The 23,939-nt window shown below is 54.9% G+C and carries 20 protein-coding genes and 2 tRNA genes; 8 read left to right on the top strand and 14 right to left on the bottom strand.

Annotated features, from left to right (window positions below; genetic code table 11):
• Positions 1 to 41: 41 nt before the first annotated feature.
• From Q0W94_RS08190 to Q0W94_RS08180, 3 genes are all read left to right on the top strand, one after another.
• Positions 42 to 263 (top strand): hypothetical protein, encoded by a 222-nt coding sequence (locus Q0W94_RS08190; RefSeq protein ID WP_297757654.1) that lies wholly within the window; start codon positions 42 to 44, stop codon positions 261 to 263.
• 24 nt (positions 264 to 287) lie between these two features.
• Positions 288 to 1,679, top strand: coding sequence for an argininosuccinate lyase (gene argH, locus Q0W94_RS08185; RefSeq protein WP_297757651.1), 1,392 nt, complete (start codon positions 288 to 290; stop codon positions 1,677 to 1,679).
• Between the two features lie 98 nt (positions 1,680 to 1,777).
• Positions 1,778 to 2,494: a heme oxygenase (biliverdin-producing) gene (locus Q0W94_RS08180; RefSeq protein ID WP_297757648.1), complete on the top strand. Its 717-nt coding sequence runs from the start codon at positions 1,778 to 1,780 to the stop codon at positions 2,492 to 2,494.
• A gap of 1 nt (position 2,495) precedes the next feature.
• On the opposite strand, the gene Q0W94_RS08175 is transcribed toward Q0W94_RS08180, so the two are convergent.
• On the bottom strand, positions 2,496 to 3,818 hold the full coding sequence (locus Q0W94_RS08175; protein ID WP_297757645.1) for a TldD/PmbA family protein: 1,323 nt from the start codon (positions 3,816 to 3,818) through the stop codon (positions 2,496 to 2,498).
• Positions 3,819 to 4,353: 535 nt separating this feature from the next.
• Here Q0W94_RS08175 and Q0W94_RS08170 point away from each other — a divergent pair.
• Positions 4,354 to 5,226, top strand: coding sequence for an SDR family oxidoreductase (locus Q0W94_RS08170; protein ID WP_297757642.1), 873 nt, complete (start codon positions 4,354 to 4,356; stop codon positions 5,224 to 5,226).
• On the opposite strand, the gene Q0W94_RS08165 is transcribed toward Q0W94_RS08170, so the two are convergent.
• A complete protein-coding gene (locus tag Q0W94_RS08165; RefSeq protein WP_297757639.1) occupies positions 5,223 to 6,095 on the bottom strand; it encodes a peptidoglycan recognition family protein in 873 nt (290 codons plus the stop codon). The two genes, Q0W94_RS08170 and Q0W94_RS08165, sit on opposite strands and share 4 nt — an antisense overlap.
• 69 nt (positions 6,096 to 6,164) lie before the next feature.
• On the opposite strand from Q0W94_RS08165, the gene aroF reads away from it, so the two are divergent.
• Positions 6,165 to 7,196, top strand: coding sequence for a 3-deoxy-7-phosphoheptulonate synthase (aroF, locus tag Q0W94_RS08160; RefSeq protein WP_297757637.1), 1,032 nt, complete (start codon positions 6,165 to 6,167; stop codon positions 7,194 to 7,196).
• Between the two features lie 19 nt (positions 7,197 to 7,215).
• On the top strand, positions 7,216 to 7,704 hold the full coding sequence (locus tag Q0W94_RS08155) for a GNAT family N-acetyltransferase (protein ID WP_297757634.1): 489 nt from the start codon (positions 7,216 to 7,218) through the stop codon (positions 7,702 to 7,704).
• On the opposite strand, the gene Q0W94_RS08150 is transcribed toward Q0W94_RS08155, so the two are convergent.
• Both Q0W94_RS08150 and Q0W94_RS08145 read right to left on the bottom strand, forming a co-directional pair.
• On the bottom strand, positions 7,685 to 8,011 hold the full coding sequence (locus Q0W94_RS08150) for a hypothetical protein (RefSeq protein ID WP_297757633.1): 327 nt from the start codon (positions 8,009 to 8,011) through the stop codon (positions 7,685 to 7,687). The two genes, Q0W94_RS08155 and Q0W94_RS08150, sit on opposite strands and share 20 nt — an antisense overlap.
• Positions 8,012 to 8,014: 3 nt before the next feature.
• On the bottom strand, positions 8,015 to 8,563 hold the full coding sequence (locus tag Q0W94_RS08145; RefSeq protein WP_297757631.1) for a thioredoxin family protein: 549 nt from the start codon (positions 8,561 to 8,563) through the stop codon (positions 8,015 to 8,017).
• A gap of 197 nt (positions 8,564 to 8,760) precedes the next feature.
• On the opposite strand from Q0W94_RS08145, the gene Q0W94_RS08140 reads away from it, so the two are divergent.
• Positions 8,761 to 8,833: transfer RNA gene (locus Q0W94_RS08140), tRNA-Val, on the top strand.
• A gap of 11 nt (positions 8,834 to 8,844) precedes the next feature.
• Here the strand turns inward: Q0W94_RS08140 and Q0W94_RS08135 are convergent.
• From Q0W94_RS08135 to Q0W94_RS08120, 4 genes are read right to left on the bottom strand one after another with little or no spacing between them, the layout of a single operon-like run.
• On the bottom strand, positions 8,845 to 9,552 hold the full coding sequence (locus tag Q0W94_RS08135; RefSeq protein WP_297757628.1) for an OB-fold-containig protein: 708 nt from the start codon (positions 9,550 to 9,552) through the stop codon (positions 8,845 to 8,847).
• 4 nt (positions 9,553 to 9,556) lie between these two features.
• Complete coding sequence (locus Q0W94_RS08130) at positions 9,557 to 10,345, bottom strand: TIGR03943 family putative permease subunit (protein ID WP_297757625.1); 789 nt, start codon at positions 10,343 to 10,345, stop codon at positions 9,557 to 9,559.
• Positions 10,346 to 10,378: 33 nt separating this feature from the next.
• Entirely contained in the window at positions 10,379 to 10,897 is a 519-nt protein-coding gene (locus Q0W94_RS08125; RefSeq protein WP_297757622.1) for a cytochrome C, read from the bottom strand.
• Positions 10,869 to 11,243: a DUF4346 domain-containing protein gene (locus Q0W94_RS08120; protein WP_297757619.1), complete on the bottom strand. Its 375-nt coding sequence runs from the start codon at positions 11,241 to 11,243 to the stop codon at positions 10,869 to 10,871. Before Q0W94_RS08120 ends, Q0W94_RS08125 begins: the two co-directional genes overlap by 29 nt.
• A 123-nt stretch (positions 11,244 to 11,366) precedes the next feature.
• Between Q0W94_RS08120 and Q0W94_RS08115 the strand changes: the two genes are divergently transcribed.
• Positions 11,367 to 11,439, top strand: a tRNA-Met gene (locus Q0W94_RS08115).
• A gap of 28 nt (positions 11,440 to 11,467) precedes the next feature.
• Here the strand turns inward: Q0W94_RS08115 and Q0W94_RS08110 are convergent.
• From Q0W94_RS08110 to Q0W94_RS08085, 6 genes are all read right to left on the bottom strand, one after another.
• Positions 11,468 to 14,137: an RNA helicase gene (locus tag Q0W94_RS08110; protein ID WP_297757616.1), complete on the bottom strand. Its 2,670-nt coding sequence runs from the start codon at positions 14,135 to 14,137 to the stop codon at positions 11,468 to 11,470.
• Positions 14,134 to 18,333: a response regulator gene (locus Q0W94_RS08105; RefSeq protein ID WP_297757613.1), complete on the bottom strand. Its 4,200-nt coding sequence runs from the start codon at positions 18,331 to 18,333 to the stop codon at positions 14,134 to 14,136. The genes Q0W94_RS08110 and Q0W94_RS08105 overlap by 4 nt, the downstream gene beginning before the upstream one ends.
• Before the next feature lie 18 nt (positions 18,334 to 18,351).
• Entirely contained in the window at positions 18,352 to 21,543 is a 3,192-nt protein-coding gene (locus Q0W94_RS08100) for a methyl-accepting chemotaxis protein (protein WP_297757610.1), read from the bottom strand.
• 198 nt (positions 21,544 to 21,741) lie between these two features.
• A complete protein-coding gene (locus Q0W94_RS08095; RefSeq protein ID WP_297757608.1) occupies positions 21,742 to 22,272 on the bottom strand; it encodes a chemotaxis protein CheW in 531 nt (176 codons plus the stop codon).
• Positions 22,273 to 22,277: 5 nt separating this feature from the next.
• Positions 22,278 to 22,643: a response regulator transcription factor gene (locus Q0W94_RS08090; protein WP_297757603.1), complete on the bottom strand. Its 366-nt coding sequence runs from the start codon at positions 22,641 to 22,643 to the stop codon at positions 22,278 to 22,280.
• A gap of 86 nt (positions 22,644 to 22,729) precedes the next feature.
• Positions 22,730 to 23,920 carry a response regulator gene (locus Q0W94_RS08085; protein WP_297757600.1) on the bottom strand — a complete coding sequence of 397 codons (1,191 nt, stop codon included), beginning with the start codon at positions 23,918 to 23,920 and terminating at the stop codon, positions 22,730 to 22,732.
• Between the last annotated feature and the right edge of the window lie 19 nt (positions 23,921 to 23,939).

The following is a 23,939-nucleotide window of genomic DNA, read 5'->3' as shown; positions in this document are numbered from 1 at the left end:
GGGCTTGGCGATCGCCCCCACCTCCGCTAGGATCAACCTCAGTGAAGTTGTCGCTAGTGCTCAGTATGAATCCTGCACCCAATTACTTTGTTGCCAGCCAAATGACGATTGAGCCGCAGATTATTGTGGCCCAGAAATTCAAAGATACCTTGGGGGATGACTTTGCTAAGGCGTGGAATAACTTTGTGGATTCTGGCCAACTGTGGGCATTGATTATTGGCCTTGCCATTGGTTGGATTTTTGGCAAGCTGCTTAACTTCTGAATCTTCTCCGTTTGAGATTTGTCTGTGACTGCCCAACCCCAGCCTTGGAGCCAACGCTTTGAACAAGCCCTGCACCCGGCGATCGCCCGCTTTAATGCCAGTATTGGTTTTGACATTCGCCTCATTGAATACGATCTCACCGGCTCTCAGGCCCATGCCCGCATGCTGGCAAAAACGGGAATTATTGCGCCAGAGGAAGCAGAAACGCTGATCCAAGGCCTAGAACAAATTCGCCAAGAATACCGAGCCGGCCAGTTTACCCCTGGCATTGAAGCCGAAGATGTGCACTTTGCGGTCGAACGCCGCCTCACAGAACTTGTTGGCGATGTCGGTAAGAAGCTCCACACGGCGCGATCGCGCAACGATCAGGTGGGCACCGATGTTCGCCTCTATTTGCGCTCAGAAATTGACCAAATTCTTCAACAACTGCAGCAGTGGCAGCGCACCCTGCTAGATCTTGCGCAATCCCATGTGGAAACCCTCATCCCTGGCTACACCCACCTGCAACGGGCACAACCCCTGAGCCTGGCTCACCATCTGCTGGCCTATGTGGAAATGGCAGAGCGGGACGTTGAGCGACTGCGGCAAATTCGGGAGCGGGTGAACGTCTCTCCCTTGGGGGCTGGGGCACTGGCGGGCACGACGTTCCCCATCGATCGCCACTACACAGCGGAATTGTTGGGCTTTCGGGAACCCTATCGCAACAGCCTCGATGCCGTCAGCGATCGCGATTTTGCCATTGAATTTCTCTGTGCCGCTAGCTTGATTATGGTGCATCTATCGCGGCTTGCGGAGGAGATCATTCTCTGGGCCTCCGAGGAATTTGCCTTTGTGCGGCTCACCGATAGCTGTGCCACCGGTTCTAGCATCATGCCCCAAAAGAAAAATCCTGACGTGGCGGAGTTGGTGCGGGGAAAAACGGGGCGAGTTTTTGGCCATTTGCAGGCCCTCTTGGTGATGATGAAGGGGCTACCCTTGGCCTACAACAAGGATCTGCAGGAAGATAAAGAAGCCCTTTTCGATGCCGTTGATACCGTGCGGGCCTGCCTAGAGGCAATGACGATCCTAATGGCCGAGGGAGTGGTGTTTCAAACCGAGCGTTTGGCAATGGCCGTCGAGGAGGATTTTGCCAATGCCACGGATGTGGCCGACTACTTGGCGAGCAAAGGGGTGCCCTTCCGCGAGGCCTATCATTTGGTGGGGCAAGTGGTGAAAACCTGTCTTGCCCAGGGGAAATTGCTCAAAGACCTCACCCTTGAGGAATGGCAGGCCTTGCATCCTGCCTTTGGAGCGGATATTTACGAGCGGATTGCACCGCGACAGGTGGTGGCTGCCCGCAATAGCTATGGGGGCACAGGCTTTGATCAGGTGCGCCAAGCCCTCGCTGCCGCTCGCGATCGCCTTAATGATTTTTAATGAAAAAGGGTGTCGTTTGCCCTTAGCCTGAAAAATAGACTGTGCTGACAGTCACTTTTAGAAGCAAAACATTGCAAATCTTTAAGAAGGATCTCGTGATGACGACGTCTCTAGCGACGAAATTGCGCGAAGGCACCAAAAAAGCCCATACCATGGCCGAGAATGTTGGCTTTGTGCGCTGCTTCCTCAAAGGCACCGTAGAAAAAAGCTCCTACCGCAAGCTCGTTGCCAGCCTCTATCACGTTTACAGCGCCATGGAACAGGAGATGGAGCGGCTCAAAGACCATCCCATTGTTGGCAAAATTTACTTTCCGGAGCTGAACCGCAAAAGCAGCCTTGAGCGAGATCTCACCTATTACTTTGGTTCCAATTGGCGCGAGGAAATTCCCCCCTCGCCAGCTACGCAGGCCTATGTAGCCCGCATCCACGAAGTGGCCAATACTGCCCCGGAACTCTTGGTGGCGCACTCCTACACCCGCTACCTAGGGGATCTTTCGGGCGGCCAAATTCTCAAGGGGATTGCTGAGCGGGCGATGAATTTGCAAGACGGTGAGGGCACCGCGTTTTATCGGTTTGAGTCCATTAGTGACGAAAAGGCCTTTAAGCAACTCTATCGCCAACGCCTCGATGAACTGGCGGTGGATGAGGCCACGGCAGAGCGGATTGTGGATGAGGCCAATGCTGCCTTTGGCATGAACATGAAGATCTTCCAAGAACTGGAGGGCAATCTGATTAAGGCCATTGGCCAATTGCTCTTTAATACGCTGACTCGGCGCAAACAGCGCGGCAGCACTGAACTGGCCACCGCCGAGTAACCTAGAGGGTAAACTGAAAGGCCTTGACAAGCATCCCCGGCACCGTAATGCCGCCAAGGGAGCGGCGTTCGTAGGTATCGGTATTGGCGATCCAAATCGGGGTGTCCGTCAAGGCCTCTAGGTTATTGCCCCAAAAGTCATACAGACTGTCGTCAAACCGTAGATCGCCAATCGGGGCAACGATTTTGCCCTGCTCTACCCAAAAGCAGGCGTAGCGGGTCATGCCCGTTATTCGTCCATTGGGGCGATCGCTCCAGTTGAGATAGTGCAAGTTGCCCACATACAGACCGGTATCGAGGGCAGCAAGCACCTCGGCCTCCGGCAGAGTGCCGGGGAGCACCAGGGGCGATCGCAGGCTTTCTTGGCGGTTGGCCCCATTGGCCACAAGGTTGTATTCCTGAGCGGTGCGCCGACTAATGAGCAATGTTTGCAACTGGCCGCGCTCAATTAAAGACAGGTAGGGAGGAGCGATATCGCCATCGCTATTGAAGCGGGGCACCGTGCCGCTGGTAAAGTCCTCCTGCAAACTGAAGAGGGGGGATAGAGTAACCCCTGTCCGTAACTTGGCGAGGGCACTGCCCCCTTGACGATAGGCGGCCTCACTGACAGCTCCCCAGGAGAGCATCCCCACTAGTGCCGCGACAGCAGCGGGCGCAAAGTAGGTGCGATAGCGTCCTGGCGGCAACTGGCGCGGCGGCTGTGCCAACTGGGCTAACTGCTGGCGATCGCCGGCAATTTGGGTTTCATAGGTGAGAGTGTCCCAATGGGTACTGGCATAGCTATTTTTGACTGCCTTGCCCGTGTCTGTAAAGAGGGAATAATCCACGCAAAAGGTTTCCGTGGCAAACCAGTGCGCCTGGCCCGCGGAGTTAAAGCTACCGCGAGCGATGGTGCCGCCACTATAAATGCCGACAAAATCAAGGTCTTGCACGGGCTTGAGGAGGGTTTCTACAACCGAGTCAGGATCAGGTAGGCGGCCAAGGTAGGTGTCTTGAATAGAGCCCGTATCCGTTGGTGGCACTAGGTAGGGATCCACAGGGAGCTGAACCGTTTCTGAGCGCAATTGCGCCAAATAGTCTAGGGCAGCCGCCAGATCTGCGGTTCCCGTATAGAGAAAGGACGTGCTCGCCGTCCGTTGCTGCACTTGCAACCGCAGGGTCACCACCGTATCTTCTACGGTGCCAATTTGACGCACCCGTGCCCGATTGAAGCGAATAAACTGGCTGGATTCACTTGCAATTTCAACGAAAAGCGCCTCTGTCGGTTTCAGGGCAGCAAACAACTGATGGCTAAGCTGCTGAGCAGCAGAAAAGTCAAGGGTCATGCGGCACAGAGTTGTTATGAAAATTCTCAAGGGTATTCCTTAAGTTAACCCATTCTCGAGCTGTTCTCTATGGCCACTGATCAAATTTCCTCAAATTTCCTCAAATTTCCTCAAAAAATAGGGAAAATATTTGCCAACTTCGATTCTAGTGGTTACTAGTCCTCATTATATTATTTGGAGTACTGCTGAGGGCGAGTTGTATGACTGCGCCACAGAACCGCACTAAAAGTTCTAAAAGGCAAGGTAGTGGTTTTGTTATTTTTAGGGGAGATTATCAAAACAGGAGTACCTGATGCCTATTTGGTAAAGGTTCTTACTGTTCAGTGTGTATCAACATCCTGTTTGATTCATACTTCACAACCGCAAAGTAACCAGCTGCCACTTTCATGCATATAAAAAGCAGGCAGTCGGCTCACAATAACTCAACTAAAAAAGATAATGACAATAAAATTTATTACGTTCTAAATTCGGGAGTCTTGCATTGTGGCGCCCCCTAAGGCACGCTGAGACAAGAATCCTTTAATGGTTGTGCTTCATGTACTTGGTCACGGGTGCCACAGGACAACTAGGTTTGCGGGTGGTGCGCCGCTGTATCGCGTGGGGGCTACCTGTACGGGCGTTTGTGCGCCTAACGAGCCAATACGATCTTCTCAAGGAATGGGGTGCTGAGATTTTCATTGGCGATCTACAACAGCCCCGCGATATTCAGGCTGCCATGGGGGGAGTGGAGGTGGTCATTTGCTGCCATGGTAGTCAGTTACTCGGCCGTGCCATTCAAGGGATTGATTACCGCGCCACGTTGGATGTAATTCAGGCGGCTCAGGAACAGGGGGTGCGCTATCTAACGCTGATTTCTCCTCTGGCGGTGACGGGCGATCGCCAGCAGTCCCCCTTTCTCAAAGCCAAGTACGAAGTCGAGCAGGTGCTCATCAGCAGTGGTCTCAACTACGGCATTTTTCGCTGTCCCACCCTGATGTCGAGTTTGCTTCCCCTTGCGGCGCGCTTTCAGCAGACGGGGGTTTACGTTATCCTTGGCGATCCGCAGCATCGGCTACAACTGCTCAGTCCCGATGATTTAGCCCGTTGTATTCTCATTGCCAGTCAAGCCAGTCAGCCAGCAATTTTTAGCATGGCGCATCCAGAGGTTTTAACCCGCCAAGAGATTGCTGATCGCCTCGGTCGCTTTTTCAATAAACGCCCCTTTGTCATGACACTGCCCCTGAGTGTCATTGATGGTGCTCGCCAGTTGCTCGGCGTCATGAGTCGCGATTTGGAAGCCAGTCTTGGGACGCTGCGGACGCTGTTGGCCTATGAAAGTCTTTGCCCGGCCAGTGAAATTGAGCGTGCCCAAACCTATTTTCAGCTCTCCTTTGAATCCCTAGAGACATTCTTGGATCGCTACTTTTAGCGAGGGGGATCTCCACAGGGGCGATCGCGATAGAGCTGCCAATAGCGCTTAAATTTAACCCAATCAAAGCTACGCGGATCTATACGTTCCCCGGAGCGATCGACCGCCGCATGGGTTGTCACCCGTTGGCGATCAATTCCCGTTTGCGCCACTAGCCACGCCAAGGCACGGTATTGAGCATCGGTGTAGCCAGTATGGCTAGAGCCATTGTGGCGCCCCTGGGGCGGTGTTTCTAGGGAAAAGTGGAGGGCAAAATTATTCACCGAAGGGGCAAGGCGGGGATTTGTCTGCACCGCTTCTTTGCCAAAGGCGGAATTGCCGGCACCATAGGCTCGCTTCGACCAGGGCACTAAGTGCAGCAGCCAACCGTTGAGGGTAATCAATTCATGGTAGCTCGCCTGTTCTTCATCGCGCTGATGCGGCGTTTGGAAAAAGTTGAGGGCTGATTGGGCAGAGGCCACCGTTTCATGTAAAACAATCAGGGGTTCATGATCCAGCACTTGACCCTGAAAATCGCTACGGTAGCGATCGCCAAAATTGGTGGGATCGGCGGGCACACTGTACCAAGGGGGGGCAGCCGCACACTGTTGATGAACTTGGCGCACTTGAGCAAAGAGGCGATCGTAGGCAGCGCCGTTACTGGGCTGGAGAGGCAGTAGGGGAGTCTCAGGGGAGGACTCTGGCAAGGGGGACAACGATTCCGCTGGGGGATCAAATTGGGGATCATTAATAGATACGGCTTGGCTGCGATCAAGGGGTGGATCTCCCTTGGAAATAGAGCCAATCATGGCACTCCAAAGGAAGAGCACAACCACGGTGGCGATCGCTAGGGAAATCAGAAACCGCAGGCCTTGGCCACGAGGCAACATAGGCAGAATCGAGCCAATTTGGCAAAATACAATCAAAGCTTAAGCCGAAAATTGGGAATCAGCAAGCCAATGATTATCGTTCTAAGAAGTGGCACCCCCAGTGAAGAAATTGAGCGGGTCAGCAGTGAAATGCAAAGTTGGGGATTGACCCCTGAAAAAATTGTTGGCAAGCATAAAGTGGTGATTGGCCTTGTCGGAGAAACGGCAGAACTCGATCCGCTGCGCATTCAAGAAATTAGCCCTTGGATTGAACAGGTTTTGCGGGTTGAGCAACCCTTCAAGCGAGCCAGCCGCGAGTATCGCCACGGTGAACCCACTGAAGTGGTGGTGCCAACGCCCAATGGAGAGGTTATTTTCGGCGAAGGCCATGATGTGGTGGTTGTGGCGGGGCCTTGCTCGGTTGAGAATGAGGCCATGATCCTTGAAACGGCGCAGCGGGTGAAAGCGGCGGGGGCCAAATTCCTGCGCGGCGGTGCCTACAAGCCCCGTACCTCCCCCTATGCCTTCCAGGGGCATGGCGAAAGTGCCCTTGAGCTGTTGGCGGCAGCAAAAGCAGCAACCGGTTTGGGCATTATTACCGAAGTGATGGACGCAGCGGATTTAGACAAAATTGCCGAAGTGGCCGATGTGCTGCAAATTGGTGCCCGCAATATGCAAAATTTTTCTCTCTTGAAGCGGGTGGGTGCCCAACCGAAACCCATCCTCCTCAAACGGGGCATGTCCGCCACTATTGAGGAATGGTTGATGGCTGCGGAGTACATTCTGGCGGCAGGCAATCCCAATGTCATTCTCTGCGAACGGGGCATTCGTACCTTTGACCGCGAATATACCCGCAATACCTTGGATTTAGCGGCGGTTCCCGTGCTGCGCAAGCTTACCCATCTACCGATTATGATTGACCCCAGTCATGGCACCGGCTGGGCAGAATTTGTGCCCGCCATGGCCAAAGCCGCTGTGGCCGCAGGCGCTGATGCTCTGATGATTGAGGTACACCCAAATCCAGCCAAGGCGCTTTCCGATGGTGCCCAATCCCTTACCCCGGATCAGTTTGACGAGTTGATGCAGGCGCTCCAACGCCCCCTTGTCAGTTTGAGCCGCTAGAAAAGACAGGAAACAGCCAATGACCGATATGCTGGTCAGGCTCTACGATCTGGCGGTGGATTGGCCCGCCGTGATGGCGCATCAACAGCAGGGGATTCACTATCGGCAGCCCTTGGGATCGGAAGTGGATTGGATTGTGCAGTGGGTGGGCGATCGCTTTAGTGCCGGTTGGCGGAGTGAAGTGGCGATCGCCTTCACCCAGCGCCCCCCACGGGGACTGATTGCGGTTCAAGAGGGGGAACTGCTGGGCTTTGCCTGCTATGATGCCGCCGCCCTAGGACTGTTTGGACCCATGGCGGTGGCAGAACCGCACCGAGGACGGGGAATTGGTCGCCTTCTCTTGCAGTTAACCTTGGCTCAAATGCGCAGTGCAGGCTATGGCTATGCCGTCATTGGTTGGGTCGCCTCAGAGGCATTTTATGCAAAGACCGTTGGCGCAATGCCCATTCCCGATTCTCGCCCTGGCCTCTGGCAAACTGCCCTGAGGATCAGCCGATCAGGCTCTTAACGAGGAGGCCAAGGATGAACCCCAAACCGGCAAAACGCACAAATTGCCAAAAGTTTTCTTGAGCCAGAATCTCTTGCCAACGTTCCTGGGCTGCCTCCCCTAGGTGAAAAAGCAGGGTGAGGCCAAACTCCGCCTCTAGTTGCCGCAGTTCCTGTTGCAGGCGATCGCGCTCTTGATCTAAGGCAGCCTGGTTACGTTCTTGCAACCGGGCTTGGGTGGCTTTGATCTGCTCATACTCGCGGTAAAGTTGGTTGATCCGCGCCTGGGTCTCTTCATAGACTTGGCGCACCTCATCTTGGGGTTCCACCGTCTAGCCCCCATGACTACGGGGATCATCACTGCGTTGACGGGCGAGGGGACCTGGGAGTTGCGACATTTCACCCGTCAGTTGACCATAGGGCAAGGGGAGGTTATTGCTGAGGGCTTCAAGATTTTTGGCCATCACTTCCTTGGGTTGCAGGCCAATCGCCACCGCTTGGGGTTCCAATTGCCGATTCAGAAAGACAAAGTGGGGAATGCCATCCACATTAAATTGCTCAATTTCTGGTAGCCACTTGGGGTTGTCCACATTCAGCATGACAAAGTTCACGCGATCGCGGTATTGCGCCTTTAATTCCCCTAAATCCTTGGCCATTGAACGACAGGTGCTGCACCAGTTGGCATAAAACTCCAAAAGTGTGGGCTTGCCATTGACTTGAGCCTCCTCCCAAGGGGTGGCGTGTTTGGCTTGCTCGGCAAGGGTGAGGGGTTGATTGCCACTGCGTAAACCAGCCAATAGGGCAAAACTAATGAGAATGGCGACAACAGCAATCACAAAATTCCGTAGCCGTTGACCACTGGCTGCCGTTGCTGCTCCCATAGGGCATTCCTTGCATATCTCAACAGGTTGATCCTAGCGGATTTTCTTTGCAAGCGATGACTCGTGTTGACCTACAGCGCTTTTCTCGGAGATTGCCCCGGCTTGCTGCAAACTCCTGTAGAACAGGCTAGGCCCCTTTGTCTACGGATATTTTAGAAATGGGCTATCCCTTTGCTATGATAAATACTCTGGAACTGGGGCGGTTAACTCAGTTGGTAGAGTATCTCGTTTACACCGAGGCTGTCGGGGGTTCGAGTCCCTCACCGCCCATTAAGAATTCCCTAGGATTCTTCGCTGTCCTTGATCTGGGTGATCTGAGATTGTCCTTGCTGGCGTAACCATGTGGCTTCATCCAAGCTGTCTTTGGTTACAACGATGTACTCATTCTCTTGGCGATCGATAATTAAAACGTCCTGACCATGCTGGGGGGTGACCGTTGCCCAAGGCGGCAGCACTGCTGGCACAAGCAGCCGATTGCGATTGGCATCCAAAACACTTACTTGACCAATACCCGTACCCCTGCGGGGAATATGGGCAGAACTGACGTGACCACTGCACCCCAGTAGGCGATCGCGACTGGTATCTTCACTAAACTGCGCAAAAATCTGTCCCAAAGGCCGCGAACTCAGACCCCCAATTGTCAGTGCCAACAGGAGTGCGGCGATCGCAATCACGCCAGAATACACCACCCCCGGCCAGCTACCAGTCAGAGTGTAAAAGAGGACATTAAAAAACCAGCCCAGCAGGCCCAAAACGCTAAAGTCTAAGGCGAGTAAAAGGACGAGGGGCGCTCTCCCCACCCCCAACCAATGGAGAATCGCCAGAAATGAGATGCCCTCCTCTACATCGACTGCCACTTCCCAGGGATTGGCATCTCCCTCTAGCTCGACCTCGTCATTCCCCACATCCCCAAAGATCACCGTCAAAAAAAGTAGGATGCCCATACCCAAGACAATCCAGTAGGGAGTGTGAATCAGGTGAAAAAGCATTGCCTCAGTACATAAAGGGATTTTCAGGTTCAGGAATCGGCGTTATCGTCTCAGCAACTAGTACCAATTGGCGGCGGTCGTTGAGGGTTTCTGTGGTCATGCGACCTTCAACTCGAAACCACTGATCTTGGGGATAGGCTTGGCGCGATCGCCCCAATTTCACCGGCAGTCCCACCGGATAGGCATCCGCTGCACAACAGGTAATCACAAAGCGGCTGAGGGTGAGATAGGTCTGTGGCAGTTGGGGACTATGGACAGCAAATCCCTCAATGCGAGCGGGTAGCCCGCTATAGGCATCGGGTTCGGGATAGACGTCAAGGGTGCGAATCCAGTCAATGAGTGTGCGCTCCTGTGGCCGTTGATTGAGGCGAAAAGCCACTGGACTATTGCGGGTCACTGTCAAGCCATCCTCGAGACCGCGATGAATGGCCGTCGCACTATTGAAAGGACGGGGCGTAATCAGCAAGCCCGCCACTGCTGCGAAAATGAGGATAGGGAGTGTCCAACGGGCCGGTAAGAGGGCAACATGTTGCCCAGGTGTCCCTCGGCCCCGCCACAACCGCCACCCTTGCCAACCACTCAGAGCCACTAAAAGAAAACCACTGGCGATCGCCAGTCCAAAGTAGTTGGGATGAATCAGTAACCCCAGTCGCTTCTGCAACCCATATTGGAGAAACAAAATTCCCCAGAGAAGGAGGGCCACAACCGTCCACCACTCCTGCTGTAGCCAGCGACGGCGCACCCTCAGCCGTTGCAGCGGCGAAAAAGAGGAATTGGAGGAGCTAAAACCCATGGGGCGGTGGAGAATTCGCCATCCCTAACCATTCTAGGGGGAATCCAGCCACTGCGGACTGAGCTCACGAAAGTTAAAGAGGGTGGCCTGGGGATGACACTGGGCACAGCCATTGAGGGTGACTGGCTGCGGCACTTCAACACGGGGATGGAGGATGCGAAAGAAGGGCGATCGCCCCACGCGAAAGGGGATTTGGGCATCCTCAGGAAGCGGTCGCGAATAGGTGCGCAAATAGTTCCACAGCGGCACTAACTCTGGGCGGGGGATGGGTTCGAGGGTCGCGCCGTAGTGATTGGTATCTTGAATCAGCACCTGCCATGCCTGAGTGGGCAGTGTTTCCGGGGGCACCGCGAGATGGCAACTGCCACAGCGCTGCAGATAAATTTGCGCCCCCAACTGGGCATTTAAGGGCAAAACATCGACAGTGCCGCTCCCACCGGGGGTGGCGATCGCTGCTAGGGCAGTACCCACTAGGGCACAGAGCAGCAACAGGACTGCCCCTACCCCCCAGCGCCAGGGTTGTCTAATCTTGGATATACTCAAGTCCTTCATCCAAACAAAACTGTGCCCGCATCAATTCACGACCGAGATAGGCCGCATGGTCAAACATCGTCACCAGTTGACGACCTTTTTCAAAGAGTTCAATACATAACTCCTTAGCCGTTCGACCGCTCAGTACCAAATCGGGTTCCCGCGTGACTTTCCCTTTGGTGGGAATGGGTTCCCCGGTGTCGGGGTCCACTGCTAAGCCCTTCTCATTAATGGCATTGGGATAGTGTTTCATCCAGATCAGTTCTTGCTCAGGGTCAATGTAGATAATGAAATACCCTGCCGGATCGAGATGAATAAACCGCTGCGACAGCTTATTGTCAAGGGCAACGCGCTCTGCTTTGCTCAATGCCTATCTTTCCTCTAACCCATCCATTGTCTATTGTAAAGTTAACTCGGCCCTGAATCCGCGGCTTAGGGTCTTGAGTTTTGCTATATTCACGCTATAGAATAGAGATTGTGCAAAAATTGCGGCTCAGTAGCTCAGTGGTTAGAGCAGGGGACTCATAAGCCCAAGGTCGCAGGTTCGAATCCCGCCTGAGCCACTCCTTGGAGAACCCATGATGACGCAAACTAGACGGTTGCCGCCTCTAGCTCCACCCCTTCCAGCAGGTCATTCACAGGGAAGCGATCCAAGAGATAGCGTGCCTGCTGGGCACTTTGGCGCAGTTGGGGACTGGTGTGGGGGGCATGGGGAATTTGGGCAAGAAAATCGAGGGTGCGCCGCAGCAATCGCACAATGTCGCCGGCATCCAAATTGGTTTGAGCGCACAATTCATTCCAGGGCGTGCCCAAGGCCCACTGCTCCACCAAGCCAATGAGATCCCACTCGTACCACAGGGGAAAGATAATGCCGTGGCGGCGCTGCACCTGAAAGAGCCGCCGGCGAATGGGGCTAAGGGCGGCAAGGCGTTCTTCCACTTCACTGGGAATGGGGTAGTTGCACCAACTGTCGGAGCGGGGCGTTTCAGTCACTAGAGCCGCAACCGCTGCCGCCAAGAGGTGGGGGGGCAAGTCATCTAGTTCGCCAGAGGCTAAGGCCAAGGCCAACCAGAGTTCGTTCTCTCCCCGCAGGGCAGCGGCCATTTCCCCAAGGGGAGTGGGGGTGAGGTCGTTGAGGCCACCAAAGTCTTGCAGTGCAGCAATGAGGGCCAGAAATTGCTCCCAGTGGCGTTGGGACTGTTGATGGAGTTTCTGCTGGCGATCGCGCAGTTCCGTTTGTAGCCGTTCTTCGCGACGAACTAAGCGCAGCAGCGAATGGATATTTTGCGGCAGACGCCCTTGCAATTGGCTGAGTTTGGCCTCTAGGTCAGCGATTTTAGCAGCTTGGGCAGCCACTTCCGGCGCAGCTAAGACGGGTGGAAGGTCAGGGAGGGGACCAAGGTAGTGATCCGCCCCATGGCAGGGATAGCTTTCCCCTAGGCGCAGTTTCATCGCCTCTGGGAGCGGCGGCAGACGATCACAGGGGGGGCGATCGGGATAGACCCCCAAAATGTCATCAATGCCAACTACCCGCAAACGACCATCGGCAGCAAGGCACAACCAGTGGGGCAACTGGCCTGCACCGGCAACGGGTTGACAGAGGACGGCGGCTAAGGGGGGATGCTCCCGCAGGGGGGATTTGATATGGAGCCAGGTCCCCGCTGGCACGGCCATCATAAAAGGAAGAAGTGCTTGGGCCCGTTCCTGCTCCGCCTGCTGTTCGAGGATTTTCAGGAGGCGTTGATCCTGCCGTAGTCGTTCCCGCAGCTTTTGATACTGCGCTAGTTGCTGGCGATCAATTCCTGCAAGGCGTTGTTGCACGGTTTGCAGTTCCGTTTCCAGTTGGGCGATCGCCTGCCGCTGCGGGGTCAGTTGCAATGTGGCCAAATATTGGCCAAAACTGCGCTCCACCAGTTCCCGCGCTTCTTCAAGGGTGTGGCGTTGCAGCAGGTTCAAGACCATACCATAGCTGGGGGTAAATTGGCTCATCAGGGGATCCGGAGCGGCGGTGGCCAAAAATGCTGCTTCATGGGCACCCTCAAAGGGGGTTTGCAAGGTAACTACATGACCCACCGTATCCATGCCCCGGCGGCCGGCTCGTCCTGCCATTTGCAGGAACTCCGAGGCTGTCAAGAGGCGATGACCGCTGTCGGTGCGCTTCGAGAGAGTCGAAATCACAGTGGTGCGCGCCGGCATGTTGATCCCCGCAGCCAGCGTTTCTGTGGCAAAAACCAGTTTGATCAGGCCCTCCTGAAAGAGCGTTTCCACAAGGGTCTTCACCACGGGGAGCACCCCGGCATGGTGAGCGGCAATCCCTTGGTAGAGGGGGACAATCATTTCCGGGGCCACAATGTCCTGATGCTGGACCCAAAAGGCCTCGACCCGTTCCGCCAGTGCCTGCTGTTCCGCCTGGGTGAGCAGATTCATGCCCAAGACCTCTTGAACCGCTTGGTCACAGCCACGGCGACTAAAGATAAAGTAAATCGCCGGTAGCATGTCCCGCTGTTGCAGTTGACTAACCACGTAGCGAATGCTCAAGAAGTCCCGCTTGCCGCCGCGGCGCCGCAGTTCGCTCTGGCCGTGGAGCTTCGGGTTGAGGCGTTTACGTTGACCATCCAGGAGGGGAAAGAGTCCCTTGCCATTGCAAAAGTAAAAGTGCAGTGGAATGGGTCGCCAGTCGGAGTAGATGAGTTCGGCCTCCCCATGGACGGATTGGATCCAGTCGGTGAGTTGTTCGCCGTTGGCGATTGTGGCGGAGAGGGCCACCAGTTGAATGTCCTTGGGACAGTAGATAATGGATTCTTCCCAGACGGTGCCCCGCTGGCGATCGTTCATGTAATGGCATTCATCCAGCACCACCACTTCAACGCCTGCAAGGGAGGTGCCCACTTCGCCAATGGGGGTACCATAGAGCATATTGCGGAAAATTTCCGTCGTCATCACGAGAATCGGGGCATCGCGGTTAATTGAGACATCCCCGGTTAAGAGGCCCACCTGCTCCGCGCCAAACTGCTGCTGAAAGTCCCGCCACTTCTGGTTTGAGAGGGCCTTCAGGGGGGTGGTGTAAAACACCCGTTGCTGCCGTGTCAGGGCACGGTGAATTGCATACTCACCAATGAGGGTTTTGCCTGACCCCGTAGGGGCACAAACCACCACAGAGCGACCCGCCTCTAGGGCAGCGATCGCTGCTTCTTGAAAGGCGTCGAGTTGAAAGGGGAGTTGGGCAAGAAAGTCTGCTAGGGCCGGCGATCGCTCACTCATGGGGTAGGTGTCGGCTCCTGTTGCACCAGAACTTCACCCTTGAGGAGGCGCGCCGCCGCATCCAGTAATTGCTCCTCCAGGTAGGGCTTGGTAAAGTAGGCCCGTGCCCCCAGTTGGGCGGCCATTCTGCGGTGGCGATCGGCGCCCCGGGAGGTGAGCATGGCGATCGGCAGATGGTTGAGCTTAGGATCCTTTTGAATCCGCGAGAGCAACTCCAGACCATCCATGCGGGGCATCTCAATGTCACAGAACACCAGGTCACAGGGCAAGCCAGAGCGCAGTTTTTCCCAGGCATCTTGACCATCGCGGGCCTGCTCGACGCGGTAGCCTGCCCGCGTAAAGGTCATTGAGAGCAACTCCCGCACCGTAATTGAGTCGTCGATGATCAGCACTAGGGGCTCCGAGGCTTCCTCTGGCTCGGCAACCTCCATGGTGTGGCCAAACCCGCGCCACTCGCGATCCATGCGTCCTAGGGACAGGTCAATAATTTCCAGCACGTCAGCGATCGCCATCGCGCGGCCATCCCCTTGGACAGTGACCCCAGCAACCCCCACCGGCTTCGGTACCGGCCCCGACAACTGCTTGATCACGATTTCCTGTTCACCAATGACCTGATCCACCTCCATGGCTACGAGATCGTCGCCACTGCGCAGCACGACAATCGAGACCATGCCATCATCTTGGGTACTACCGCCATAGACATTGCTACGGCTGATCTGGCGGCTGTACTTCAGCAAATCCCCGAGTTTACGCACCGGCAGCTGGCGATCGCGCCACGAGAGGACGCGCTGACCATCCTCTCGGGTTTGGATGCGCTCTTGGGGAATATCCAGCATATCTTCCACGCCGTCAATGGGGAAGGCAATGCGGCAGTGGTTATCAATGCAACAGAGGGCTTTGGTAATGCTCAGGGTCAGGGGCAAGCGGATGGTAAATGTCGTGCCTTTGCCTACCGTGGAGTCAATGTTAATGGTGCCGCGAATGTCCTCCAGATTTTTGCGCACCACATCCATACCCACACCGCGACCCGCCAGGGCATCCGCTTGATCTTTGGTGCTAAATCCCGATTGGAAGAGGAAGGCATAGACCTCTTGGCGGGAAAGGTTGGGGGCATCGGCCTCCTTCAGGAGACCCTTCTCGATCGCCTTGCGTTTTACCCGTTCTGGGTCAATTCCCGCCCCATCGTCACTGACGGAGATAATCGCTTGACTACCTTGATAGAAGGCCCGTACGCGAATCAGGCCTTTTTCAGGTTTGCCCAATCGCCGCCGCTCTTCGGGCATTTCAATACCGTGATAGACAGCGTTATTGATCAGGTGGGTCATTGGGTCAAAGAGTTTTTCAAGGATCCCCTTGTCAATGAGGGTATCTTCTCCCTCAATCTTGAGTTCTACTTGTTTGCCGATGGTACTGGCAACGCGGCGCACAGCTCCCGGTAAGCGGGAAGACATTTCACGGAAGGGGACCATTCGGGAGCGGCTCAAGCCCTCTTGGACTTGGGTCGTGACTTGACGAAACTGCCGGGCCACCTGCTCCACTTCATCAATTACGTACTGGATATCGTCGGCGGCCTCCCGCACCCGCACAATCCGCTCGATCACCTCCTGAGAAAGGGTGTGGAAGCCGGTAAAGCGATCCATTTCCAAGGCATCAAACTCGACACCTGTGGCGTGGGTGCTCTGTTCTCCTTGGCCATTGGCTGCCCGTGCAGTTGTCGCGCCCAACAGTGAACTCTCTAGGAGCGATCGCTCGTAGAGGTCCTGCATTTGTTGGCTGACCTCCCCCAGTTGTTGGACTTGGTAGAGCAAGTTATCGAGGAACTGCCGCAGACGTTCTTGGGTGTCTTCGAGGCTATTGCGGTTGACCACCAACTCCCCAACGAGGTTACTCAGGGTATCGAGGTGGCGCACCGGTACACGCATGGTTTGTTCCACCAAGGAGCCGCCTTTTGCCCCTGCTGCCGTTCGCCGCGGGGTGGCTGCCTTTTCACTCCTCCCTGCGGGTTGGGGAATTAATTTCTCTAGATCGGCAAAACTATCCTCAGCCGTGGAAGGCGTTGCTGTTGGTGGCGGTGGTGTGGGTGCCCCAGGGGTGGCTTGCCCCAGGAGTTGCTCTAGATCCTCAAAGGCCGATGTCGGTGCTGCCGCCGTCTCCAAAAGCTGATCCAATTCGTGGAATGGGGCAGCCTCGGGTGGGGTTGTAGGGGTTGTACTTTGCTCAATTAACCCCTCTAATTCCTCCAGGACGCTTTCGGGGGTGGCAGGGGCGGTGGCGTCATTCACCACTGCTTCTGGCTCAGCAATGCTCGCCGCCTCAGCAGAGGGTACAGACGCCTCCAAGAGGGATTCTAGCTCGGCGATACCCTCCGTCTCGGCAGAGGCTAGGACCTCCTCCACGAGTGCTTCGGGTTCAGTCATATTTGCCGCTGTGACTTCCGGCATACTTGGCTCGGCGATCGCTGGCGCCTCCAAGGAGGATGGCGTTTCCGCCCAAGGATCGTCAGTGCTTGCTGGGGTAATAAATTCTGAAAGGGCTTCTTCCGCCCCATTATCCACAACCAAGTTTTCTAGGACATCATTGAGACCCGGTACCTCTTCGAGGAACTCAGCCACATCCTCAGCAACATCACTCAAGGCAGGGATTTCAGAATCCTCTTCTAGGGGAAGCAGATCGGGAGCCGCGGGGGTTTCCACCTCACCCCAAAACTCTTCTAGGGAAGCCACTGCCTCATCAAAAGCTGCCATCCCTGAGGGGGCTTCCTCGGTGAATTGTTCAAGGAATGCACTCAGATCGAGTTCGGCGGGCTCTGCGGCTGCCCTCTCCTCGGTAGGACGGTCAGGTGTCAGGGGCGCCTCAAGGGCTTCAGCTATGCTTTCGGCGATCGCTGGCGACATGAGATCATCAAGGGATGCCTCCCCTCCTTCTGCAGAGAGCTGCTCATCAGAAAGTTCCTGAATTTCATCGAGGATGGCCTCAAGGCTGGATTCTGCCTCAGGCAACTCCTCAGAAGCCATCATGTTCAAAAAGTCGGAAATCTCCTCATCAAAGGCCGCTTCATCGCCCGGTCCTAAATTGGCCAAATTCTCCTCAAGGGTCTCCTCTAGCCACTCCGTCGGCAGCGCCGTTGGATCACTAAAAATGTCACTCAATTCTTGGAAATCAGTGCTACTTTCCTCCTCAAAAACAGTGACACCATGGCCGCCACTCATTGGCTCGGAAATCTCAACTTCTTCAGGGGCAGCCACCTCTGGCGGAGCAACCTCAGAGGCCATTTCAAGGGGTGCCGGTGATTCGGTCACGGGGGCTGATGCCAAGACCGAAGGCTCTGGCCCTTCGGGAACAACCGCCGCAGTTTCCTCAATCACAGGGGGTTGAAGCGCCACTAAACTGTCACTGGGACGAATCGCACTGCCTTGACCATTGAGCACCAAGTCGCGAGCTGCCATAATCTCTTTGATCACCACTGGTGCCAAAGCCGTGAGGGGCTGAGCCGTGTTACTCACCGCCTGTTGAGCGATCGCCAGCAATTCAACCCACTGGGGCAGGGCAAAGGTTTCCCCCAATTGACCCAAATTAGAACAGGCCTCCGCCAATGCTTGCCGCACTTGGGGCGAATCGGTCTGCTTAAAGAGCTGCAACATTGCCCGCAGGCGATCGGGGACCTCCGTTTGAAAGACTAGGCGGTAGCTTGAATCAGCAACGGGTTGTACCGCTGGCGCAATGGGTTCGGCCACGGGGGAAGAAGCAGCAGTTACAGGAGGCGGCGCCTCTCCTCCTTGGGTCAAGTGGCTCAAGTGAGCTTGCAGTTGACTAAAGACTGGCTCCACCCGGTTCAGGGTTGCGGTTGCTGTCTCCTCCGTCAAACCAAAGGGGCCTTGCAATTCATCGAGGAGTTCCCGCAGGGCATCAAAGGCTTGCAAAAACAGTTGCTCTAGGGTTTCATCCACGGTGACGGGATGCTCCCGTAGGATTTTGAAGTAGTCCTCCAGCTTGTGGGCGGTGTGCTGAATACTGTGGAGTCCGAGCATGGCCGCTCCCCCTTTGACGGAGTGGGCTGCCCGAAACATTTCACTCATCGCCTCAGGGTCATTGACTACCTGCTGGAGATTCATCAAACTATCTTCAATGGTGGTCAGGTGTTCCTGCGCTTCCTCAATGAAGTAGCCGAGAATGCGCTTTTGTTGATCGCTTTGCATAGCCCCCTCCCGGATTGCTTAGGCTTGATCTTCAGTATTTTCAACGCGGAATCGTTCCACCGATGCCTGCAAGTTGCGTGCCACACTCACTAGACCTTGCAATGAGTCGGACACCCGCTGTGCCTCCTGAGAAGTGGCCTGCGCTGTCAGCTCAATGGATTGCATCACCTGAGCCATCGCTCGTGCCGATTCGGTTTGTTCCACTGTGGCGTTGGTAATCGAGCGCACCAGGGTATCAATTTGCGACGACACCTGGATGATGTCCTCAAGGGCGTGCTTGGCTTGCTCTGCCCGCTTCGTCCCCTCAATCACCTGCTGCGTCCCTTCTTCCATAGCGGTCATCACCGCGCCAGTTTCGCTTTGAATTTGCAAGACAATCTGCTCAATTTCCTTGGAGGCTTTGGCTGCTCGGTCTGCCAGTTGCCGCACCTCATCGGCCACCACCGCAAACCCCCGACCTGCTTCCCCGGCCCGTGCGGCCTCAATACTGGCGTTTAGCGCCAACAGGTTTGTGCGGTTGGCGATCGACGAGATCACACCCACAATCTTGGCAATCTCTTGGGAAGATTCCGCTAGGCGCTTCACCTTGCGGGTGGTTTCCGCTACTGTTTCCCGAATCTGCAAAATACCTGCCACCGTGCGTTCCACTGCCTCACCACCACGGAGGGCTGTTTCTGAGGCATTGCGGGCCACCTCATTGGCTTCTTGGGCACTTTCGGCCACCCGCTGAATCGCATTGGTCATCATCTGTACCGAGTTCAGGGTGACGGCTAGCTCCTCCGCTTGCCGCAGGGCATCTGCTGAGAGACTACGGGCGAAGGTTTCGTTTTCTGCGGCACCACGACTCACCTGCTGGGCGGCAATTTTCACCTGTTGCACAATCGTCCGCAGGTTGTGAATTGTCAGGTTAAAGGAGTCAGCCACTGCTCCGAGTACGTCCGCTGTCACTTCCGCTTGTACGGTCAGGTCCCCGCGGGCAGCCCCCTCCACATCATCGAGGAGTCGGATCACTTGGCGTTGCAGGTCATCCCGCTGCCGCTCGATTTCCTCAGCTTTTCTCTGAGCATCCGCGGTAATTTGCTGGATGGTGTCCGTCATCTGGTTAAAGCTTTGGGCGAGAAGTCCCAGCTCATCATCACTGCCCACTGGCATTCGGGCTGTCATGTCACCGGCAATCACGGCGTTACACTGGGCCTGCAAATCTGTACAGAAGTGTTTGATGCGACTGACAGTGCGCCGTCCTAAGCCATAGGCTGCCCCACCGGCAATCAGACCGGTAGCAGCAGTACTGATCAAAGGAACAGGCAGCGGGGTACGAAAACCCACACTGACAGCGCCAGCGGCTAAGGCCGAAAGAACACCTGTTAACAGCGCTGCGGTAATGGTTTGTTGCTCTAAGGAGCCTGCGGCTGCGGCTGGGGTGGACGTTGCTTTGCCCTCAACTACAGGTGAAGCCGTAGAGGGTGAAGCAGCGACACTGGCAACCGACGCTTGCTCAGTAAAGGTTGAGAGATGTTGTTTTTCTTTCGAGGCAGGCGCTTCGGCATGGCTGGCCGTGCTTTGGCTGAGATCGAGGCTAAAATCAGCCAACTCCTCAAGACTTTGCTGGTTGAGATCAAATTCATCCGGTAGAACCGCAAAGGTCTCAGTGCCAGCATCGGTCATCACTGCGGCCTCTGAGCCAACGGCACTCATGCCCATGCTATGGACTTGGGGATTGGCAATGGTCATTTCATCATCAAGTCCAGCATCGGCCAGATCTGCACTGCCAAAGGAAAGATCTTCTAGATCAAAGTTGGCAATGGATTCAACCGGTTCAGCACCACCAGAGCTGACTTCCCCTTCAGCGATCGCCGGTGCCGCCAACCCCGCCATGTCTTTGGCAATAGCTGCACGTGCGGGAAACTCAGAGATGGCGATTGTTTGCGCATCCTCAAAAGTTGGGGGGTCAAAGGCCTCAGGAGACAGGGGTTCTGCCACACTACCTGGAGCTTCAAAAGCTTCAAGGGAAGCTGGGAAGTCACCAAAGAGATCGTTTTCTTCCTCGGCAGCCTCAGGAGAACTGAATTCCGGCGGCGGCAACAGCTCACTGGCCTCTGCTTTATCATTAGTTAACAAATCACTGATGCCAGCGGCAGGGGTAGAGATCTCAGGAACATTGGTCTGAACGGATTCCGTCAGATTTGGCAAGAGGTTCTCTTCAGAAATGCTGGCTGCTGGGGCTTCCTCAATATCAGCAAAGAGACTTTCTGCCGAGATATTTACTGCTGGAGATTCCTCAACATCCGGAAGAAAGTTCTCCTCAGAAACATTGGTTGCTCCCGATTCTGTCAGCCCCCCAAAGAGGCTCTCTTCAGATCCGGCCACTGCAGCGGCAAAGGGATTATCAAATGTTTCTGGGGTGGGCGGCGTCATTTCTTGAAAAGGATCCGCAGTAGTTGCTGCCGCCTCACCCTCAAAAATAGGACTAGGGCTGGGCGGTTCGGACGGGGTCAAAGGAGAACTTCCCATGAGCATCGTCACATCATCATCCCCAATGGCTTCAACGCCTAGGGGTTGCATGGATTCACCAATGGGAATTTCTGGAATGTCTGCGACTTGCTCTTCCAAAGGATTAACCGAAAAGCTAAAGGGATCCTGAACCGCTGCATCTTCGTCGAAGGGGTTAAAGGTACCCTGTTCTAAACTGGCGCCAAACTCTTCCTCAATGCCAGCAAGCTCGAGATCGTCGAAGGGGTTGCTCGTTCCTAAATTGCTGCCAAAGTCATCAAAGTGTCCCAGACTTAATTCTGCTGCTGGGGGGGGTGCGGCTTGGGGTTCTCCCATGGCTGGGGTGGTTTGCAAGATGGTATTCTCCCCCTGAAGTTGGGTATACTCTCCTTGCAGAGTCGTGTGGTATTCTTCGCCCCCATTCTTGGCAGGTTCAGCAGCAGGAACGAGATCCTTAATCTTGGCGAGGCTCTCGTTGGCCAGAGTGATTAATTCTGGATCAGTTGTGGCATTGAGAACCGCCTGGTAATGCTCTTGAGCCTCCCTGTAGCGTTGTTGGCAGCAGTAAATGTGCCCCCGCAGCAGCCGTAGGTTTGGATCGCCCGGTCGGTTGCCTACCAATTGGTCAGTGATTTTGGCTGCTTCTTCGTAGTTGCCTTGCACATAAGCGGCAACCGCTTTTTGATATTCTTGGGTGTGTTGGGTGCTGCTGGATGCCATGGGTTTACTCCCAGAATGGACGATCAAAAGAGGCAGATAATTCTCAGAACGAAATCAAGGAAGCTTTAATTACAAAGTATGCGCCAATCCCTGGGAAAGATATCATGGGTGTGTTAATTTTTCTAAAGTGACTGGTCTCGATGAGTTCCAGGGTGACGCTTGAGGGCGAATCTCCATTGAGATTCTACTTTTTCTAGTTTAGAGTCCCCAGCGAGCACTGCGTAAAATGGCGAGGGGATCCAAAAGCTTGACAATGTCCTGTTGCTCGGCATCAAAGACCCACTCGCCACGTACAAAGGGAGCCATCTGATCGCTGACATGGGTAGCGGGCTTAATGGTGTCATTGTTGAGCCACTCCATACCCCGCACCTGATGAACTGCTAGCCCCACCATTAACTCATCATCCTCAATGGCAATAATCGATAGCTCAGAGCGATCGGTATTCAAGGGGGTGTCGTCCCCCAGAAACTTACCCGTATCCGCTACCCAAATCACCTGGCCCCGCAAGTTCAAAATCCCCAGTAGGAGATTGGAGGTATTGGGCACTGGGGTAATGCGATCGGGACCCACGGCCACGACTTCGCGCACCCCAATAGCCGGTAGCGCCAAGGTATCACCGCTAGGGATCGTAAACAGGATATGTAAATCTCCCTCGGGGGTTCTGAGGTCATCGATACTGCCACTTTCGATGGGGGCAGTGGTGGCGAGTAGATCTGAACTACTAAACATCTTTTCTAGCCTCGCAAGAGTTGCTTGATCGTGCCAACAAGTTCTTTGGGATCAAAGGGCTTCGTAATGTACGCATCGGCCCCCTGTTTCATGCCCCAATAGCGATCAAACTCCTCACCTTTGGAGCTACACATAACCACGGGAATTGCTTGGGTGCGGGGGTCGGACTTAATTTGGCGGCAGACTTCATAGCCATTCATCCGGGGCATGACAATATCGAGGACAACGACATCTGGGGTGCTCTGCTGCAATTGCTCCATTGCCTCCACACCATCGGTGGCAACGGTCACGTCAAAGCCTGTTTTTGCTAGCAATTCGCTAATCATTTCCCGCTGGGGTGGACTATCTTCGACAACTAAGACTTTGGTCATAGGGGGTTACACGTAGAACTAAGGTTTTGCTTTATATTCTAAAAGCCTAAGCGTATGACAGCTTCATAACAGTCAACCTGGGGAGGTTAAGGGGATGTCTCGAGGCCTGATTTTGGTTCTAGCACGTCGCCAAAGCACTCGTCTGTTAAGGAGGTTACAGGTGGGGCTGCGCCAATGTAATGATGGGTAATTGTTAATAATTCTTGGGTGGAAAAGGGTTTACTGAGGTAATCAGTGGCACCCGCTACCTTGGCTCGCAGGCGATCGCTCCAACCGACGAGGCTAGTCAGCATAATAATCGGCGTATAGCGGAAGCGCGGCGTGTGCCGCAGGAGGGTGCAAAATTCGTAGCCATCCAATTCGGGCATGGCAATATCGAGGAAAATCAGATCGGGGTTGAGTTGGAAAATGAGACTCAAGGCAGTCAGCGGGTGGGCGATCGCCGTGGCTTCATAGCCTGCTGCCTGCAGAGTGGACTCAACCACTTGACGCACAGTGGCGGCATCATCCACACACACGACCCGGGGCGATCGCCGCCCAGAAAGGGATGGAAATGTACGGGTGTGGCCATTGGTTCCCCAAGAACTGACTTGTAAGTACCCTTTATGAAGATAGGGCAGCAGGAGTTTGCCCACAGTCACGCCATCTCGTCCCAGTTGTCGACTCAGGCGGCGCAAGGTGATTGGCGCGCGCACAAAGGGTTCCAGTTGCCGAAACCACTGATCCGCTGGATCGTTGCCCGTGGGTTTAATATCCGTCAGTTCAAGGGATTGATCGAGGGAACGCAATTCTGGATGCAGTTTTTTCCATTCCCGCAGATGACTCAGGCTGTCATTGAGCAGGGCCGTTAGGGAGAGATTGTGCCATTGGGGAGTGAGGGGACTCGCACTATAAAACTTGAACCAAGCGCGATTGCGGTTAACAACGTCAAAGAGACTCTCCCGCAGCAGCGCACGCCACACGCTATGGATTTGATTGAGCTTGCAGTAATCAAGGAGCCACCACAGGCATTCGTATTCTACCCAACTGGCACCGGCTTTGCTTTCGATCAAGCTATCGGGACTTGGCCAAGGAATGTCCTGTCCATAGAGCAGATCCTGCAACCGCTCTAAACTGTGGCTGTGGCGATCGGCAATGTAGACCAAATAACCATGATTCAAAAAGAGCAGCCACGTACAACCGGCATCATCTTCGAGGTACAGTTCCCCGGTGCGCTGGCCAAGGGCGAGGGTTTGGCACAGCGTGTAAATATCGGTATCGTTGAGGCATCCTTCCATGGCGCTATTATAGCGATCG

The sequence above is a fragment of the Thermosynechococcus sp. genome (assembly GCF_025999095.1).
Classification (GTDB): Bacteria; Cyanobacteriota; Cyanobacteriia; order Thermosynechococcales; family Thermosynechococcaceae; genus Thermosynechococcus.
Note: the sequence above shows the minus strand (reverse complement) of the source record. Positions and strands in the feature narration are given on the sequence as shown.

Excerpts from the sequence above, each read along its gene's own strand:
- Q0W94_RS08155 (WP_297757634.1), top strand. The coding sequence starts at position 7,216 with ATGACCGATATGCTGGTCAGGCTCTACGATCTGGCGGTGGATTGGCCC.
- Q0W94_RS08105 (WP_297757613.1), bottom strand. The coding sequence starts at position 18,333 with ATGCAAAGCGATCAACAAAAGCGCATTCTCGGCTACTTCATTGAGGAA.
- Q0W94_RS08110 (WP_297757616.1), bottom strand. The coding sequence starts at position 14,137 with ATGAGTGAGCGATCGCCGGCCCTAGCAGACTTTCTTGCCCAACTCCCC.
- Q0W94_RS08170 (WP_297757642.1), top strand. The coding sequence starts at position 4,354 with ATGTACTTGGTCACGGGTGCCACAGGACAACTAGGTTTGCGGGTGGTG.
- Q0W94_RS08130 (WP_297757625.1), bottom strand. The coding sequence starts at position 10,345 with ATGGGTTTTAGCTCCTCCAATTCCTCTTTTTCGCCGCTGCAACGGCTG.
- Q0W94_RS08175 (WP_297757645.1), bottom strand. The coding sequence starts at position 3,818 with ATGACCCTTGACTTTTCTGCTGCTCAGCAGCTTAGCCATCAGTTGTTT.
- Q0W94_RS08165 (WP_297757639.1), bottom strand. The coding sequence starts at position 6,095 with ATGTTGCCTCGTGGCCAAGGCCTGCGGTTTCTGATTTCCCTAGCGATC.
- Q0W94_RS08125 (WP_297757622.1), bottom strand. The coding sequence starts at position 10,897 with ATGAAGGACTTGAGTATATCCAAGATTAGACAACCCTGGCGCTGGGGG.
- Q0W94_RS08145 (WP_297757631.1), bottom strand. The coding sequence starts at position 8,563 with ATGGGAGCAGCAACGGCAGCCAGTGGTCAACGGCTACGGAATTTTGTG.
- aroF (WP_297757637.1), top strand. The coding sequence starts at position 6,165 with ATGATTATCGTTCTAAGAAGTGGCACCCCCAGTGAAGAAATTGAGCGG.
- Q0W94_RS08135 (WP_297757628.1), bottom strand. The coding sequence starts at position 9,552 with ATGCTTTTTCACCTGATTCACACTCCCTACTGGATTGTCTTGGGTATG.
- Q0W94_RS08180 (WP_297757648.1), top strand. The coding sequence starts at position 1,778 with ATGACGACGTCTCTAGCGACGAAATTGCGCGAAGGCACCAAAAAAGCC.
- Q0W94_RS08095 (WP_297757608.1), bottom strand. The coding sequence starts at position 22,272 with ATGTTTAGTAGTTCAGATCTACTCGCCACCACTGCCCCCATCGAAAGT.
- Q0W94_RS08100 (WP_297757610.1), bottom strand. The coding sequence starts at position 21,543 with ATGGCATCCAGCAGCACCCAACACACCCAAGAATATCAAAAAGCGGTT.
- Q0W94_RS08085 (WP_297757600.1), bottom strand. The coding sequence starts at position 23,920 with ATGGAAGGATGCCTCAACGATACCGATATTTACACGCTGTGCCAAACC.
- Q0W94_RS08090 (WP_297757603.1), bottom strand. The coding sequence starts at position 22,643 with ATGACCAAAGTCTTAGTTGTCGAAGATAGTCCACCCCAGCGGGAAATG.